We start from the raw sequence: 14,687 nt of genomic DNA on the forward strand, positions 1-14,687 counted from the left end.
GGTTGTTAGTTGCGGAATGTCCACAGCTTTTGCGGGTGGGGAGGTCAACGTCTACTCCTATCGCCAGCCGGAGTTGATCCAGCCGTTGCTGGATGCCTTCACTAAGGAAACCGGTATCGAGACCAATGTGCTGTTTCTGGACAAGGGACTGGTCGAGCGCATTCAGGCCGAGGGCGTCAATTCGCCCGCCGATATTCTGCTGACCGTCGATATCGCCCGTCTGGTCGAGGCAAAGGAAGGCAAGGTTACACAGCCCGTCTTGAATGATCCGGTCATCGAAAAGGACATTCCCGCTAATTTGCGTGATCCAGAAGGCGAGTGGTTCGGACTGACGACCCGCGGGCGTGTGGTCTATGCCTCCAAGGAGCGCGTTACGCAGAAAGACATCACCTACGAGGAGCTTGCCGACCCGAAGTGGAAGGGCAAAATCTGCATTCGTGATGGCCAGCACTCTTATAACATCGCGCTGTTTGCATCCATGATCGCTCATCATGGTGTGGATTACACACGCACATGGTTGACCGCGCTCAAGAACAATCTGGCCCGCAAGCCCGATGGGACGGATCGCAGCCAGGCGAAATCGATCTATTCCGGTGAATGCGATATCGCTCTCGGCAACACCTATTACGTCGGGCTCATGCTGACCAACGAGCAGGAGCCGGAGGAAAAGGTCTGGGGTAATGCTGTTCGCGTTATTTTCCCGAATGCGCAGGATCGTGGCACACACGTCAATATTTCCGGTGTGGCAATGACCAAATATGCGCCCAACAAGGACAATGCCCTGAAGCTGATGGAATTCCTTGCATCCGGTGAAGCGCAGGAAATCTATGCCAAGCAGGTGTTTGAGTATCCCGTTTTGCCTGGCGCTCAGCCCTCAGACGTCGTGAAGAACTTCGGACCGATCAAGCCCGATACATTGTCGCTGACGGAAATTGCCGCTCACCGTAAGGAAGCATCCGAACTGGTGGACGAAGTTGGCTTTAATGATGGTCCGTCGAACTAGCGAGCAGCAAAGCAGCTGGGGAGTGCCGTTTTCAAAGCGGCACTCGACGTGAAGTGATCAGCGGCGCTTGCGGCGCAGGCGAATGACCACGTCCACATGGGCAATTTCCATGCCTTCAGGCGGCTCCGGCAGATTGCCGATTTGCAGATTGTTGACCGGAATATCGAGCACTTCGTTTTCACCTTCGACAAAGAAGTGATGGTGATCCGAAACATTGGTGTCGAAATAGGTTTTTGCACCCTCGACCGCCAGAACGCGAATGAGACCTGCCTCGGTGAACTGGTGCAGCGTGTTGTAAACCGTCGCAAGCGAGATGGGGACACCAGCAGTCACTGCCTCATCATGCAATTCCTCGACGGTCAGGTGACGGTCACCCTTGGCAAACAGAAGGTCGCCCAGCGCGACGCGTTGGCGCGTCGGGCGCAGGCCGAAACGGCGCAACCGTGTTCCAATGTCCAATGTGGCGTCAAATGCCATACAATGCTGCCCCAAGCGGTAAATAAAACCCAATCGAAGTAGCATATAACTTTTACGCGCAGTCCTTTCAATAGTTTCCGGTGTGGCGGGCGCGGCAATTGGCTGCAAACCGGTGCTTTTTGCAATTTTCCTCTGGTTCCTGTCTTACGCTTCCTGTATGCGGGCGCCATATTGAGGCAAGGCTTCGACGGAAGACATGAAGGTTTCCAAATGCAAGTTGCCCTTGTGGCGCTTCATTTTAAACCTAACTTGATCTACAGAAGTCGTGCAACGAACAGTCAACGGGGAAACGGAAGCGATATGGCAACGAGGCAATCCAGCTATAACTATGAGGAAATTCTCGCATGCGGACGTGGCGAGTTGTTCGGCCCGGGCAATGCACAGCTTCCTCTGCCTCCTATGCTTATGGTTCACCGCATCACTGAAATTTCCGAAACCGGCGGCGCCCACGACAAGGGCTTCATCCGCGCGGAATACGACGTCTCGCCGGATGACTGGTATTTCCCATGCCACTTTCAGGGCAACCCTATCATGCCAGGCTGCCTCGGTCTCGACGGCATGTGGCAGTTGACGGGCTTCTTCCTCGGCTGGCTGGGTGAAGAAGGTCGCGGCATGGCGCTGTCCACCGGCGAAGTGAAGTTCAAGGGCATGGTTCGCCCTGAAACCAAGCTCTTGCAATACGGCATCGATTTCAAGCGCGTCATGCGCGGTCGCCTTGTGCTCGGCACCGCCGATGGCTGGCTGAAGGCCGATGGCGAAACCATTTATCAAGCGTCTGACCTGCGTGTCGGCCTGTCGAAAGAAAAGACCGCCTGATCCCTGACGTTTGAAACGGGCGGTTTTTTCGCCCAAAACAGACACGTCAGTCGGCAAACACAGAAAAGGTCAACTTTATGAGAAGAGTTGTAGTCACCGGCCTCGGTATTGTTTCATCCATCGGCAGCGATGCCGCAGAGGTTACGGCGTCCTTGAGAGATGCAAAGTCGGGAATTTCGTTCTCGCCGGATTTTGCCGAGCATGGCTTCAAATGCCAGGTCTGGGGCAAGCCGTCTCTCGACCCGACCGATCTGGTTGACCGTCGCGCCATGCGCTTCCTGTCCCAGGGCGGTGCGTGGAACCATGTGGCCATGAAGCAGGCGATTGCAGACTCCGGTCTGGAAGAGAGCGTCATCAGCGGCAACGAGCGCACCGGCATCATCATGGGCTCGGGCGGTCCGTCCACCCGCACCATCGTTGAAGCCTCCGACATCACGCTGAAGAACAACAGCCCCAAGCGCATCGGCCCGTTTGCCGTGCCGAAGGCCATGTCGTCCACAGCATCCGCGACGCTTGCCACCTGGTTCAAGATTCACGGCGTCAACTATTCCATCTCCTCGGCCTGCTCGACATCGGCGCACTGCATCGGCAATGCCGCTGAAATGATCCAGTGGGGCAAGCAGGACGTGATGTTTGCTGGCGGACACGAAGACCTCGACTGGTCCATGTCGAACCTGTTCGATGCCATGGGTGCCATGTCGTCCAAGTATAACGACACGCCATCGGTCGCCTCTCGCGCCTATGACGTCAACCGCGATGGCTTCGTCATCGCTGGCGGTGCCGGCGTTCTGGTTCTGGAAGAACTGGAACATGCCAAGGCACGCGGCGCCAAGATTTACGCAGAAATCGTCGGTTACGGGGCAACATCGGATGGTTACGACATGGTCGCGCCATCGGGCGAAGGCGCCATCCGCTGCATGCGTCAGGCGCTGGCAACGGTGAAGGGCGATGTCGATTACATCAACACCCACGGCACATCCACACCCGTTGGCGACAGCAAGGAAGTCGGCGCGATCCGCGAAGTGTTCGGCGACAAAATCCCGCATGTGCAGTCGACCAAGTCGCTCACCGGCCACTCGCTGGGTGCCGCAGGCGTTCAGGAATCCATCTACGGTCTTTTGATGATGCAGGAACGTTTCATCGGCAAAAGCGCCCATATCGAAACGCTCGATCCGGAATTCGAAGGCGTGCCAATCGTTCGCGAACGCATCGACAATGCCAAGATCGATACGGTTCTGTCGAACTCCTTTGGCTTCGGCGGCACCAACGCCACGCTCGTCTTCCAGCGCTACAACGGATAATTGCCCATGAACGGCATCATGCAGGGAAAGCGCGGCCTCATCATGGGTGTCGCAAACAATCACTCTATCGCCTGGGGCATCGCCAAGGCGGTGGCTGCTCAGGGCGCAGAACTGGCCTTCACCTATCAGGGCGAAGCGCTGGGCAAGCGTGTGAAGCCGCTTGCGGCGGAAGTCGGCTCTGACTTCATCGTACCCTGCGACGTGGAAGACATCGCCTCGGTGGATGCCCTGTTCGAAACTGTGCGTGAACGCTGGGGTTCCATAGATTTCGTGGTCCATGCTATCGGCTTTTCCGACAAAAACGAATTGAAGGGGCTTTACGCCAACACCACGCGCGAAAACTTCAGCCGCACGATGGTCATCTCCTGCTTCTCGTTCACTGAAATCGCCAAGCGTGCCGCCGAACTGATGACCGATGGCGGCTCGATGTTGACGCTGACCTATAATGGTTCGCAGCGTGTGATCCCAAACTACAACGTCATGGGGGTGGCAAAGGCGGCTCTCGAAGCGTCCGTGCGTTATCTGGCTGCCGACTATGGCCCGAAGGGCATCCGCGTCAACGCCATCTCCGCAGGTCCGGTTCGCACGCTTGCCGGTGCCGGTATTTCGGATGCGCGCGCCATATTCTCGTGGAACCAGAAGAACGCACCGATGCGTCGTACGCCTGATATTGATGATATCGGCGGTTCCGCGCTGTATCTCCTGTCGAACCTGTCACGTGGTGTCACCGGTGAGTGCCACTATGTCGACGGCGGTTTCAACATCACCTCGATCCCGACGCTCGAAGTGCTCTACAACGCTGACAGCGAGTAAGGCCCGTCATACTCCGTCATCCCGCACGTGATGCGGGATCCAGTGTGATCAAGTCCTTGATCACAGAAAGACTCTTTCGCACAGCAGACGCGGTGCTGCTGGATTCCGGCTCGAGGCCGGAATGACGGAGAGTGTAAACGGGTCATTTGCATTTTCGCATTAGACCGTGCCGAAACCAAACAACTCTTCCGGGTTGGTCACCAGCGCCTTTCGGCGGGCCTCGTCCGAAGGCAACCACGACAATACGGTATCCATGAGATCGGCATCGTCAGGATACTCTTCCTTCGTCTTGGCATTGTTGTGCGGCCAATTGGTGCCCCAGATGATGCGATCCGGTGCATAGGTGGCGATGTCATGGGCAACGGCTGCGATGTCTTCGAAGTCAGGCCCACCGGAATGGCTGGACTCGTAGCAGCCAGCAAATTTGAACCAGCAATTGCCTTTGTCGATCAACCGCTTCAGCGCTGCGATCTGCGGGCTGTCCGGCGTCACGCCTGCGAAGAACTTGCCGTGATGGTCCAGTATCCAGCGGCTTTTGATGGCGCCGAGACGTGTCTCGTGGTCGAGAATGTTGGAGCCGTCGAGCTGAACTGCGATGCACCAGCCGAGTTCCTGCGCAAGACTATCGACCTCTTCCAGATGGCTGAGATCGACAGCACCACCCGGCAGATCCATGATCCGTGCTCCAACGACACCCACATCGCAAAGCTCCTGCAGTTCGTCGAGGGGTGTATCACGCGTAATGACGGCAACGCCGCGCGCCATAGTGCCCATGGCCCGCAGACAGGCGATGAGATTGCCGTTATCGCGTTGATGAGCATTGCCCTGCGTGATGACGACACGATCGATGCCGAGCCAGTTCATCAGACGGCGGTACTCATCCGGCCCCGGCGTGCCCTCGGGAACAGGTGGACCACCTGCCTGCTGGGGAAAGCCCGGCAAATACATGTGCATCTGCGTATCGATCGTGCCCCTCGGCACGGTCACGCGTGGCGACCGACCTTCGAATGTTCTGGTGATGGTCATGATTCTCCTCCGGGCGAAAACGCCCCCTCGATTTGGCGCGACGGGCGCGTGCCCTCCACGGACGCCACCGCGCTCACCTTCCTTACTTGATTAGCGGTCCGTCTGCCGCAGCATGGCACGATAGCGCTGCTGGCTGCCCTTCAGATGCTGGCGCATGGCTTCCCGGGCGGCAGCTGCGTCTCCATCCGAGATGGCGTTGACGATGACCTCATGCTCCTTTTGAAGCTGCTGAAGGTAGGACGCGGCTGTTTTCTCGGACTGTGACGAGCGCAGGGCTGCGCGCGGAATGACGTTCTGGCCCATCACTTCCAGGAACTCACGGAAGCGCGGATTGTTGGTGGCGTCGGCAATAGCGAGATGCAGCTTGAAATCCGCCTCCGATGTCGGCTCGCTGTTTTCGATGCAAGTCTGCACGGCCGACAGACAGCGCATGATCGCTTCTTCCTGGGCGGGCGAGCGGCGAACGGCAGCAAGTTCGGCGGCTTCGGTTTCGACGGCTGCGCGCAGTTCAAGCAATTCGATGATCGATGAAATGCGGTCGTGATCCACATCCTGAAAAGGCTGGGGTTGCTGCGTCGGCAGCGTCAATACGAATATGCCTGCGCCGTGGCGGGCTTCCACCAGCTTGTCTGCACGCAATGCTGCGACAGCTTCACGCACGACGGTCCTGCTGACCTTGTAGAGTTCCGTCAGGCCCGCCTCGCTGGGCAGCTTGTCTCCCGGCTTGTATTCTCCAGACAAGATGGCGTGCCGCAGCGCATCTGCCGTCTGGCTGACGAGCGAGCCACCGGAACGACCGATTGAGGATTGTTCTTTCACGCCGCTTTCGGCGGTTTCATGGACGCTGGCCAAAATGAACTCCGGGCAATTCGAGACATCGCTGACGCGCGTCGTCTCCATTATTGATTAAGATTTCTGCAAATATCCCGTAAATGCGGGGAATTGGCAATATTTATATTATTTCCAGCATCCATTGATATGATCTCCGGCTGCTGGCTCTGAACGCCAAATCACACTGATACTGGAAATGCAAAGTTTTCAGGAAAGACAATTTAAACGAAGCCGCGCTACAGTTCTATCGCATAAAAGCTTTGCGGCAGACATGCTTTCCCGTCATGAAGATAGAAAAAGCTCTATGCGATCACTGTTTTCCAAAGCAAAATTGGCTCGGAAATTTGCACGCTCGCGCGATGGCGCAGCGGCTATCGAGTTCGCTATTCTTGCCATTCCCTATTTTCTCATCGTTTTTGCCACGATCGAAACCTTTCTGGCCATGATGGGCGAGCAGCTTGTGTCCAATGCCACCGACACGATGGCGCGCAGATTGCGCACCGGGCAGATTGCCAGCACGATCACAAGGGACGAGTTCAGGAAGCAATTCTGCGCGGAAGTGTCTATCCTCATTACCTGCTCGACGGATGAGATCAGGACGCCGAAAAAACTCTACATCGATCTTAGAAAGTTCTCGACCTTTGCCGATATTCCAAAGACGGTTCCGTTGATGCTGAACGGTCAGTTCTACGATCTAGACGAATCGGCGTTCGGGTTTTCGCCGGGTGGGCCCAAAACGATCAACATGCTGAGGGTCTATTACCGCTGGCAGGTAACCACGGATCTGGTCCGCCCATTCCTCACCAGAATTCGCCCTAAAGATGGCTCCATGCCCTCGCATTTTCTGATCGTCGCGACGGACGCCTACCTCAATGAGGCCTATCAGTGAGGGCGCGGATATGAAAAGCGGGATATCTTCCATTCTTCGCAAATTTATAGAGACACTGACGCGCCTCAAACGTGACCGCCGGGGCGTCGGCGCGGTGGAGTTTGCGATTGTCTTCCCGCTTCTCGTTGCCCTCTACATCACGGCCTTCGAGCTGACGATCGGCTTTAGCATCTACAAGCGCGCCACGCGCGCTGCCGGTGCCATCGCCGATCTGGTATCCCAGCCTCAGACGGTCAACAAGGCCTATCTCGGCACGATGAGAGATGTGGCCGGTGCCATATTCGTGCCCTATAAAACGACGGGAATGAAGTTGAAGATCACCGGCATACAGGTCGATGCCAACAAGGTGGCGAAAGTCAGTTGGTCATGGGATGAGAGCGACCGAAAGCCCTATCCTGTCAATTCCATCGTCAACATTCCCGCCAACCTGAGACAGGCCAATGCCTTTCTCATCCACGCGGAACTGACCGTGCCACACACATTGCTCATGGTGATGTCGACACTGTCGTCGAAACTGACACCGATCACCATCGGGCGCGACTATTACTTCGCCAAGCGTGAAGCTGACCCGATTACCTGCTCAGACTGCTGAGCGTATGTGAAGCACGTTCGTAGATGATAAAAAGCCGCGACCACTTTTCAGCAGTCGCGGCTTTTTCATTCATATAGTTCTGCCACTTAGTCCGCCGGCATGTCCAGTGTTCGGCTGAAGTAGAGCGCGACGATGGTGCAGAGCGCGCCGGACAGAAGATAGATGCCCACCGCAAACAGGCCGAACTTGGACGAGAAGCCGAGCGCCACGAGCGGTGCAAATCCTGCACCGATCAGCCACGAAATATCAGACGTCAGTGACGCGCCGGTATAGCGGTACTCGCGGCTGAACCTGGAGGCGAGGGCTCCACCCGACTGTCCGAAGGAAAGACCAAGCAGAGCAAAGCCGATAAGGACGAAGAGATAACGGCCGATATCGCCAGATGACAACAGAACCGGCGCTATGAAGCTGAAAACCGCGATAAGACAGGCCGCGATACCGATCAGCTTGCGACGACCGATTTTATCCGAGAGCACGCCGGAAACGACAATCATGCCGCCAGCGATAATGGCGCTGACGAACTGCACGAACAGAAAGTCTGATACCCTCTGGTTCGTGTTGAGCGATACCCAGCTAAGCGGAAACACCGTGACGAGGTGGAAGAGTGCAAAGCTTGCCAGCGGCACGAAGGCACCTGTCAGAACCACGCGTGATTGGTTGCGCAGCATCTCGAACATCGGCTTCGGCTCCAACTCATGCTGTTGCAGCATGGTCTGGAACTCTGGCGTCACGATCATGCGCAGCCGGGCAAACAGTGCCAGAACGTTGAGCGCGAGTGCGACGAAGAACGGGAAGCGCCAGCCCCAGGCGAGGAACTCCGGGTTGGACAGCTGCGTGGTGAAGATGATGAAGAAGGCGCTTGCCAAGCCAAAGCCCATGGCTGCACCCAATTGCGGCATCATCGCATACCAGCCGCGCTGCTTCTCCGGCGCATTCATGGCAAGCAACGATACCAAGCCATCCCACGCGCCACCCAGGCCAATGCCCTGGCCGATACGGAACAAAGCCAGAAGAAGAGGCGCGAGCATGCCTGCATCCGCATAGGAGGGCAGGAAGCTGATGGCCATGGTGGAGCCACAGAGAGTGAAGAGCGCGAGTGTCAGTTTGACGGCGCGGCCGAATTTGCGGTCAACCTGAAGGAAAAGCAGGGAACCGATGGGCCGTGCAATGAACGCAAGCGAGAAGACGGCGAAGGAATAAAGTGTTGCGGTCAGCGGATCGACGAAGGAGAAGAAGACGTGAGGGAAGACCAGCGCAGATGCGATGGCATAGACGAAAAAGTCGAAGAATTCCGTCATTCTGGCGAGAATAACCGCGATCGTAATGCGATCCGGGTCTACAGCCACCGGCGTTGTCGGTTGGCCTTTGCGCCCATTGTGGTCCGTATAGGACGTATCGGTGTAGCTCATAAATTCCCTCCTGCGTATGGGCATGCCATGACCATAACGACCGACGCTCCTCTATCGCCGACGTTATGCGACGGATTGTCACACAGGGGTTCAAGGGCGTCAAATGAAGATTACAGATGAGGGGTTGCTCGCACGCTATCCTATGAGATAATGGCTCATTCTCTGCGTTCCGGTGCCCCTCCGAGCGCCGCAATGATTGCGGTTCGAAAACTTATGTTGCACCGCGACAAACTACCTCATGTCATTTATGACGTTTGATAAGTATACGCCACAATACCAAAAACAGTACGAGTACCAGAACGTGCGCACGCTCATGAAAATTCCATCTGCCCTCCTGGCCATTTCGTCTCTGCTGCTGTTAAGCGGCTGCGATCTCGTTGTGATGAATCCTTCGGGTGATATCGCCGTCCAGCAGCGCGACCTCATCATCACCTCCACCGTGTTGATGCTCCTCATCATCGTTCCGGTCCTTGCTCTCACGCTGTTCTTTGCGTGGAAGTACCGCGCATCCGCCAAGGCGGAGGATTACGATCCGGAATGGCACCACTCCACGCGTCTCGAAATGGTCATCTGGTCTGCGCCGGTCGCGATCATTCTGATGCTCGGCACCGTGACGTGGATTTCCACGCACCGTCTCGATCCTTACCGCCCGATCGAACGCATCGATCAGGACCGTCAGGTCACCGCCGACATGAAGCCGATCACGGTCGAAGTCGTGGCGATGGACTGGAAGTGGCTGTTCTTCTACCCGGAACTGGGCATTGGCAGCGTCAATGAATTTGCAGCGCCCGTCGATGTTCCCATCAACTTCAAGATCACCGGCACCACGGCGATGAACTCGTTCTTCGTGCCAGCGCTTGCCGGTCAGATCTACGCCATGGGCGGCATGCAGACCAAGCTTCACGCTGTGATCAACAAGGAAGGCGTCTATGACGGCTTCTCGGCCAACTTCTCCGGTCCCGGTTTCTCGCACATGCGCTTCAAGTTCCATGGCATGAGCCAGCAGGGCTTCGACCAGTGGGTTGCCAAGGCGAAGGATGGCGGCAAGGGCTTCGGTCGCATGGAGTATCTCGAATTCGCAAAGCCGAGCGAGCGCGAGCCCGTGCAGTATTTCGCCAATGTCGATCCAGAGCTTTACGACGCCATCCTCAACCGCTGCGTCGAGCCCAACAAGCTGTGCATGCGTGACATGATGCACATCGACGCCAATGGCGGCGGCGGCAAGGAAGGCATCGATATCGCAAAGGCGCTGAACTCCGTGGTCTGCACGCCGCTTTCGCCTTACGGCGTCGCGTCCGGCCCACAGTCTGTACCGGCGGCCATCGAAGGCCAGACATTCGAACCGGCAGCTCTGCCCGATACGAAGGCAGCACTGCCGTCCGCAGGCAAAAGCGCGGGCTGAGTGATGAATTGCATGGGGGCCGCGCGAAGTTCGCGCAGCTCTGGGCGTCCCGGTTCGTCGGGAACGTAGATTCAATGATGTGGGTGCTGCTGTTCGCCAAGTGGACGAACGGCGCCCCGAAAATCGCAAGAGGCTAAAATGGTCGTCAATACCGATCAAACGTCGTTCCTTTTCGGGAAGCTGACGTGGGAATCCATCCCTTTCCATGAGCCCATTCTGATCGTGACCTTCGCGGTCGTGGCGCTCGGTGGCGCAGCCGTTCTTGGCGCGCTCACCTACTTCCGGCTCTGGGGCTATCTCTGGAAGGAATGGTTTACATCTATCGATCACAAGAAGATCGGTATCATGTACATCATTCTGGCCCTCGTCATGCTGCTGCGTGGCTTTGCCGACGCCATCATGATGCGCCTCCAGCAGGCCATCGCCTCTGGCGGTTCCGAAGGTTATCTCAACCCGCATCACTACGACCAGATTTTCACCGCCCACGGCGTGATCATGATCTTCTTCATGGCGATGCCGATGATCACCGGTCTGATGAACTATATCATTCCGTTGCAGATCGGTGCGCGTGACGTTTCCTTCCCGTTCCTAAACAACTTCTCCTTCTGGATGACCACGGCTGGTGCCGTCATCACCATGATCTCACTGTTCATCGGTGAATATGCGCAGACCGGTTGGCTGGCCTATCCGCCGCTGTCTGGTATTCAGGGAAGTCCGAGTGTGGGCGTCGACTATTATATCTGGGGCTTGCAGATCGCTGGTGTGGGAACGACGCTGTCGGGTATCAACCTGATCGTCACCATCATCAAGATGCGCGCGCCGGGCATGACGCTGATGCGCCTGCCTATCTTCGTCTGGACATCGCTGTGTTCGAACATCCTGATCGTGGCGTCCTTCCCGATCCTGACCGGCACACTCGCTCTGCTCACGCTCGACCGTTATGTTGGTACGAACTTCTTCACCAACGATCTCGGTGGCAACCCGATGATGTATGTCAACCTCATCTGGATCTGGGGTCACCCGGAAGTTTACATTCTCGTGCTGCCAGCCTTCGGCATCTTCTCCGAGATCGTGTCGACCTTCTCCAACAAGCGCCTGTTCGGTTATGCCTCGATGGTCTATGCGACGGTGGTTATTACCATTCTCGCTTACGTCGTGTGGCTGCACCACTTCTTCACCATGGGTTCGGGTGCCAGCGTCAATGCCTTCTTCGGCATCACGACGATGATCATCTCGATCCCGACGGGTGCGAAGATCTTCAACTGGCTGTTCACGATGTACAAGGGTCGCATCACCTTCGATGTGCCGATGCTGTGGGCCATGGGCTTCATGATCACCTTCGTCATCGGCGGCATGACGGGCGTTCTGCTCGCTGTTCCTCCTGCTGACTTCGTGCTGCACAACTCGCTGTTCCTGATCGCCCACTTCCACAACACGATCATTGGCGGCGTGGTCTTCGGTGTTCTGGCTGGTATCGCTTACTGGTATCCGAAGGCTTTTGGTTACCGTCTCGATCCTTTCTGGGGCAAGCTGTCCTTCTGGTTCTGGTTCGTCGGCTTCTACTTCGCCTTTATGCCGCTCTACGTGCTCGGCCTGATGGGTGTCACTCGCCGCCTCAGCCAGTTCGAAGACACGTCGCTTCAAATCTGGTTCATCGTTGCCGCCTTCGGTGCATTCCTCATCGCACTCGGTATCGCCTCCTTCCTCATCCAGCTCGTCGTCAGCTTCCTGCGACGCGAAGAGCTGCGTGATGTGACCGGCGATCCCTACGGTGGTCGTACGCTGGAATGGTCCACGTCTTCGCCGCCGCCTGCCTACAACTTCGCTTTCACGCCGGTCGTGCATGAAATCGATGCCTGGGCGCACATGAAGAAGCACAATGCGGAGCGTCCGGTCGATGGTTTCATCCCCATCCACATGCCGAAGAACACCGGCACAGGCGTCATCATCAGCGCGATCAGCGTCGTTCTCGGCTTTGCCCTGGTGTGGCACATCTGGTGGCTGGCAATCGTATCCTTGGTTGCGATCATCGCGGTCTCCATCGCCCACACCTTCAACTACAATCGCGACTATTACATCCCGGTTTCGGATGTGACGGAAGTCGAAGCAGAACGTACGAAGCTGCTGGCAACTCAGGCGTAACAGAATGTCTCAAGCACCTGCCCAGAGCGCCAATGGCGCGGAAAAGCCGGTCTTCTACCTGAAGGAAGACCACCACCCGGAAAACGGTACATCCATCGGTTTCTGGCTGTATCTGATGAGCGACTGCCTGATCTTCGCAACGCTCTTTGCAACCTATGCCGTCGTCGGTCGCAGCTATGCGGCTGGCCCATCGGGCGCTGATCTGTTCGATCTGAAACTGGTAGCGATCAACACCGGTTTCCTTCTCTTCTCATCCATCACCTATGGCTTTGCCATGCTGGAGGCACAGAAGAAGAAGATCAACACGACGCTGATCTGGCTCGCCATTACCGGCCTGTTCGGTCTCGCCTTCCTCGGGCTGGAACTTTACGAGTTCTACCACCTGATCCACGAGGGTGCGACACCGCAGCGTTCGGCGTTCCTGTCCGCCTTCTTCGCATTGGTCGGTACGCACGGTCTGCACGTCACTTTTGGCGTCATCTGGCTGGTGACGCTCATGGTGCAGGTCAAGAAGTTCGGTCTGCATCCTGAAAACATGCGCCGCCTGACGTGCCTGTCCATGTTCTGGCACTTCCTCGACGTGATCTGGATCGGCGTCTTTTCCTTTGTCTATCTGGTTGGAGTTCTGTGATGAGTGCAAACACACACGACCATAGCCACGATCACGGTCATGCACACACACATGGCGACGATCACCACCACGATAGCGGCGAAGATCACGGCTCCTTCAAGAGCTACATGATCGGCTTCATCCTCTCGGTCATCCTGACGGCGATTCCGTTCTGGCTGGTCATGGGCGATGTTCTCGAAAGCCGTACCACCACTGTCATCGTCATCATGATCTTCGGCGTGATTCAGGTGTTCGTGCACATGATCTACTTCCTGCACATGAACACCAAGTCGCAGGGCGGCTGGACCTTCATGTCGCTGCTGTTCACGCTTGTTGTGGTAATGATCACGCTCGTCGGCTCGCTCTGGGTCATGTACAACATGAACAAGAACATGATGCCGACCATGACCATGGAGCAGATGCGCAACATGCCGTAACCGGTACCGTTGCAACAATATGGTGGCCCGCTCGAAAAGCGGGCCGCTCTTCTCCGAGAGACAGAAAACCCCATGAATCGGAGAGCGGATTCATGGGGTTTTCTGTTGAGCGGGAAAGCTCCGATGACCATTCAAAATGAAACAGCGTCCCGCAAGGGGATCCGCCCTGCGGCCATCGTCGTCATCTTCATGACAATTGTCCTGACCGGCTGCCTGCTGGCGCTCGGCACATGGCAGGTGAACCGCTTGGCGTGGAAACGCGATCTGATCGCCCATGTGGAAGAGCGTGCCCATGCCGCCCCCGTGGAAGCGCCTGTGGCCAGCGAGTGGCCCACTCTGACCGACCCGTCGCGATACGAATATCGCCGCGTTCATCTGTCTGGCACCTTCCGCCATCAGGATGAGGTTCAGATCTATACGGTCTCCGATCTCGGCCCCGGCTACTGGGTGCTGACCCCACTGCAACGCGACGATGGCTCCTCTGTCATCGTCAACCGCGGCTTCGTCCCCACCGACAAGCGTGAGCCTTCCGCACGCCCGCAAGGCGAGGTCGAAGGCCGCGTCGATGTCGTGGGCTTGATGCGTGCGCCAGAGACGGGCGGGCTGTTCCTGCGCACCAACGATCCGAAGAACGATCGCTGGTATTCGCGCAATATTGCCCAGATTACCGAGACCAAGCAGATCGCAAATGCCGCGCCCTTTTACGTCGATGCGGATGCGACACCTAATCCGGGCGGCTTCCCCATCGGTGGCAAGACCATGCTTACCTTTCCCAACAACCACCTGTCCTACGCCATCACTTGGTACATTCTGGCGGGCATGGTGGTGGCTGCGGGATGGTATGTCACGCGCAACCTCAATGCGCCGAAGACAGCCAGCAAGGACGACCCCACGGGCGTTCAAGAGAGTGCTTAAAGAAAGCGTTTCACCTTTTCTCTC

General features: G+C 56.9%; 15 protein-coding genes. 11 read left to right on the forward strand and 4 right to left on the reverse strand.

The genetic code is table 11. From position 1 onward, the window contains the following. Positions 1 to 16 precede the first annotated feature (16 nt). Positions 17 to 1,003 carry a Fe(3+) ABC transporter substrate-binding protein gene (locus HRR99_RS00440; RefSeq protein ID WP_422387322.1) on the forward strand — a complete coding sequence of 329 codons (987 nt, stop codon included), beginning with the start codon at positions 17 to 19 and terminating at the stop codon, positions 1,001 to 1,003. Positions 1,004 to 1,060: 57 nt separating this feature from the next. Here the strand turns inward: HRR99_RS00440 and irrA are convergent, their stop codons facing one another. Next, a complete protein-coding gene (gene irrA, locus HRR99_RS00445; protein WP_111840074.1) occupies positions 1,061 to 1,480 on the reverse strand; it encodes an iron response transcriptional regulator IrrA in 420 nt (139 codons plus the stop codon). 300 nt (positions 1,481 to 1,780) lie between these two features. Between irrA and fabA the strand changes: the two genes are divergently transcribed. From fabA to fabI, 3 genes are all read left to right on the forward strand, one after another. Beyond that, positions 1,781 to 2,296, forward strand: a complete 516-nt coding sequence (gene fabA, locus HRR99_RS00450; protein WP_111840073.1) for a 3-hydroxyacyl-[acyl-carrier-protein] dehydratase FabA — start codon at positions 1,781 to 1,783, stop codon at positions 2,294 to 2,296. A gap of 77 nt (positions 2,297 to 2,373) precedes the next feature. Then, positions 2,374 to 3,597, forward strand: coding sequence for a beta-ketoacyl-ACP synthase I (fabB, locus tag HRR99_RS00455; RefSeq protein ID WP_233122364.1), 1,224 nt, complete (start codon positions 2,374 to 2,376; stop codon positions 3,595 to 3,597). Between the two features lie 6 nt (positions 3,598 to 3,603). After that, positions 3,604 to 4,410, forward strand: a complete 807-nt coding sequence (gene fabI / locus HRR99_RS00460; RefSeq protein WP_233122365.1) for an enoyl-ACP reductase FabI — start codon at positions 3,604 to 3,606, stop codon at positions 4,408 to 4,410. Positions 4,411 to 4,569: 159 nt separating this feature from the next. On the opposite strand, the gene HRR99_RS00465 is transcribed toward fabI, so the two are convergent. Together HRR99_RS00465 and HRR99_RS00470 are read right to left on the reverse strand one after the other, a co-directional pair. Further along, positions 4,570 to 5,436 carry an amidohydrolase family protein gene (locus HRR99_RS00465; RefSeq protein ID WP_233122366.1) on the reverse strand — a complete coding sequence of 289 codons (867 nt, stop codon included), beginning with the start codon at positions 5,434 to 5,436 and terminating at the stop codon, positions 4,570 to 4,572. Between the two features lie 90 nt (positions 5,437 to 5,526). Further along, positions 5,527 to 6,336: a FadR/GntR family transcriptional regulator gene (locus tag HRR99_RS00470; RefSeq protein ID WP_233122367.1), complete on the reverse strand. Its 810-nt coding sequence runs from the start codon at positions 6,334 to 6,336 to the stop codon at positions 5,527 to 5,529. Positions 6,337 to 6,538: 202 nt separating this feature from the next. On the opposite strand from HRR99_RS00470, the gene HRR99_RS00475 reads away from it, so the two are divergent. Together HRR99_RS00475 and HRR99_RS00480 are read left to right on the forward strand one after the other, a co-directional pair. Next, positions 6,539 to 7,156: a TadE/TadG family type IV pilus assembly protein gene (locus HRR99_RS00475; protein WP_422387279.1), complete on the forward strand. Its 618-nt coding sequence runs from the start codon at positions 6,539 to 6,541 to the stop codon at positions 7,154 to 7,156. 10 nt (positions 7,157 to 7,166) lie between these two features. Next, on the forward strand, positions 7,167 to 7,748 hold the full coding sequence (locus tag HRR99_RS00480) for a TadE/TadG family type IV pilus assembly protein (RefSeq protein WP_112497828.1): 582 nt from the start codon (positions 7,167 to 7,169) through the stop codon (positions 7,746 to 7,748). An 86-nt stretch (positions 7,749 to 7,834) separates the two neighbouring features. Here the strand turns inward: HRR99_RS00480 and HRR99_RS00485 are convergent, their stop codons facing one another. Beyond that, positions 7,835 to 9,157: an MFS transporter gene (locus tag HRR99_RS00485; protein WP_233122369.1), complete on the reverse strand. Its 1,323-nt coding sequence runs from the start codon at positions 9,155 to 9,157 to the stop codon at positions 7,835 to 7,837. Between the two features lie 313 nt (positions 9,158 to 9,470). Between HRR99_RS00485 and cyoA the strand changes: the two genes are divergently transcribed. From cyoA to HRR99_RS00510, 5 genes are all read left to right on the forward strand, one after another. Continuing rightward, positions 9,471 to 10,559: a ubiquinol oxidase subunit II gene (gene cyoA / locus HRR99_RS00490; RefSeq protein WP_233122370.1), complete on the forward strand. Its 1,089-nt coding sequence runs from the start codon at positions 9,471 to 9,473 to the stop codon at positions 10,557 to 10,559. 138 nt (positions 10,560 to 10,697) lie between these two features. Further along, positions 10,698 to 12,701: a cytochrome o ubiquinol oxidase subunit I gene (cyoB, locus tag HRR99_RS00495; RefSeq protein ID WP_233122371.1), complete on the forward strand. Its 2,004-nt coding sequence runs from the start codon at positions 10,698 to 10,700 to the stop codon at positions 12,699 to 12,701. A gap of 4 nt (positions 12,702 to 12,705) precedes the next feature. After that, entirely contained in the window at positions 12,706 to 13,332 is a 627-nt protein-coding gene (gene cyoC, locus HRR99_RS00500; protein WP_045230080.1) for a cytochrome o ubiquinol oxidase subunit III, read from the forward strand. Next, positions 13,332 to 13,748: a cytochrome o ubiquinol oxidase subunit IV gene (gene cyoD / locus HRR99_RS00505; RefSeq protein ID WP_233122372.1), complete on the forward strand. Its 417-nt coding sequence runs from the start codon at positions 13,332 to 13,334 to the stop codon at positions 13,746 to 13,748. Before cyoC ends, cyoD begins: the two co-directional genes overlap by 1 nt. Positions 13,749 to 13,871: 123 nt before the next feature. After that, positions 13,872 to 14,663: an SURF1 family protein gene (locus HRR99_RS00510; RefSeq protein ID WP_233122373.1), complete on the forward strand. Its 792-nt coding sequence runs from the start codon at positions 13,872 to 13,874 to the stop codon at positions 14,661 to 14,663. The last annotated feature ends 24 nt before the right edge of the window (positions 14,664 to 14,687 follow it).

The sequence above is a fragment of the Agrobacterium vaccinii genome, assembly GCF_021310995.1.
GTDB classification, from domain to species: Bacteria; Pseudomonadota; Alphaproteobacteria; order Rhizobiales; family Rhizobiaceae; genus Agrobacterium; species Agrobacterium vaccinii.

Excerpts from the sequence above, each read along its gene's own strand:
- cyoC (WP_045230080.1), top strand. The coding sequence starts at position 12,706 with ATGTCTCAAGCACCTGCCCAGAGCGCCAATGGCGCGGAAAAGCCGGTC.
- fabA (WP_111840073.1), top strand. The coding sequence starts at position 1,781 with ATGGCAACGAGGCAATCCAGCTATAACTATGAGGAAATTCTCGCATGC.
- cyoA (WP_233122370.1), top strand. The coding sequence starts at position 9,471 with ATGAAAATTCCATCTGCCCTCCTGGCCATTTCGTCTCTGCTGCTGTTA.
- HRR99_RS00485 (WP_233122369.1), bottom strand. The coding sequence starts at position 9,157 with ATGAGCTACACCGATACGTCCTATACGGACCACAATGGGCGCAAAGGC.
- HRR99_RS00480 (WP_112497828.1), top strand. The coding sequence starts at position 7,167 with ATGAAAAGCGGGATATCTTCCATTCTTCGCAAATTTATAGAGACACTG.
- fabB (WP_233122364.1), top strand. The coding sequence starts at position 2,374 with ATGAGAAGAGTTGTAGTCACCGGCCTCGGTATTGTTTCATCCATCGGC.
- HRR99_RS00440 (WP_422387322.1), top strand. The coding sequence starts at position 17 with ATGTCCACAGCTTTTGCGGGTGGGGAGGTCAACGTCTACTCCTATCGC.
- irrA (WP_111840074.1), bottom strand. The coding sequence starts at position 1,480 with ATGGCATTTGACGCCACATTGGACATTGGAACACGGTTGCGCCGTTTC.
- cyoB (WP_233122371.1), top strand. The coding sequence starts at position 10,698 with ATGGTCGTCAATACCGATCAAACGTCGTTCCTTTTCGGGAAGCTGACG.
- HRR99_RS00465 (WP_233122366.1), bottom strand. The coding sequence starts at position 5,436 with ATGACCATCACCAGAACATTCGAAGGTCGGTCGCCACGCGTGACCGTG.
- cyoD (WP_233122372.1), top strand. The coding sequence starts at position 13,332 with ATGAGTGCAAACACACACGACCATAGCCACGATCACGGTCATGCACAC.
- HRR99_RS00475 (WP_422387279.1), top strand. The coding sequence starts at position 6,539 with ATGCTTTCCCGTCATGAAGATAGAAAAAGCTCTATGCGATCACTGTTT.
- HRR99_RS00510 (WP_233122373.1), top strand. The coding sequence starts at position 13,872 with ATGACCATTCAAAATGAAACAGCGTCCCGCAAGGGGATCCGCCCTGCG.
- HRR99_RS00470 (WP_233122367.1), bottom strand. The coding sequence starts at position 6,336 with ATGGAGACGACGCGCGTCAGCGATGTCTCGAATTGCCCGGAGTTCATT.
- fabI (WP_233122365.1), top strand. The coding sequence starts at position 3,604 with ATGAACGGCATCATGCAGGGAAAGCGCGGCCTCATCATGGGTGTCGCA.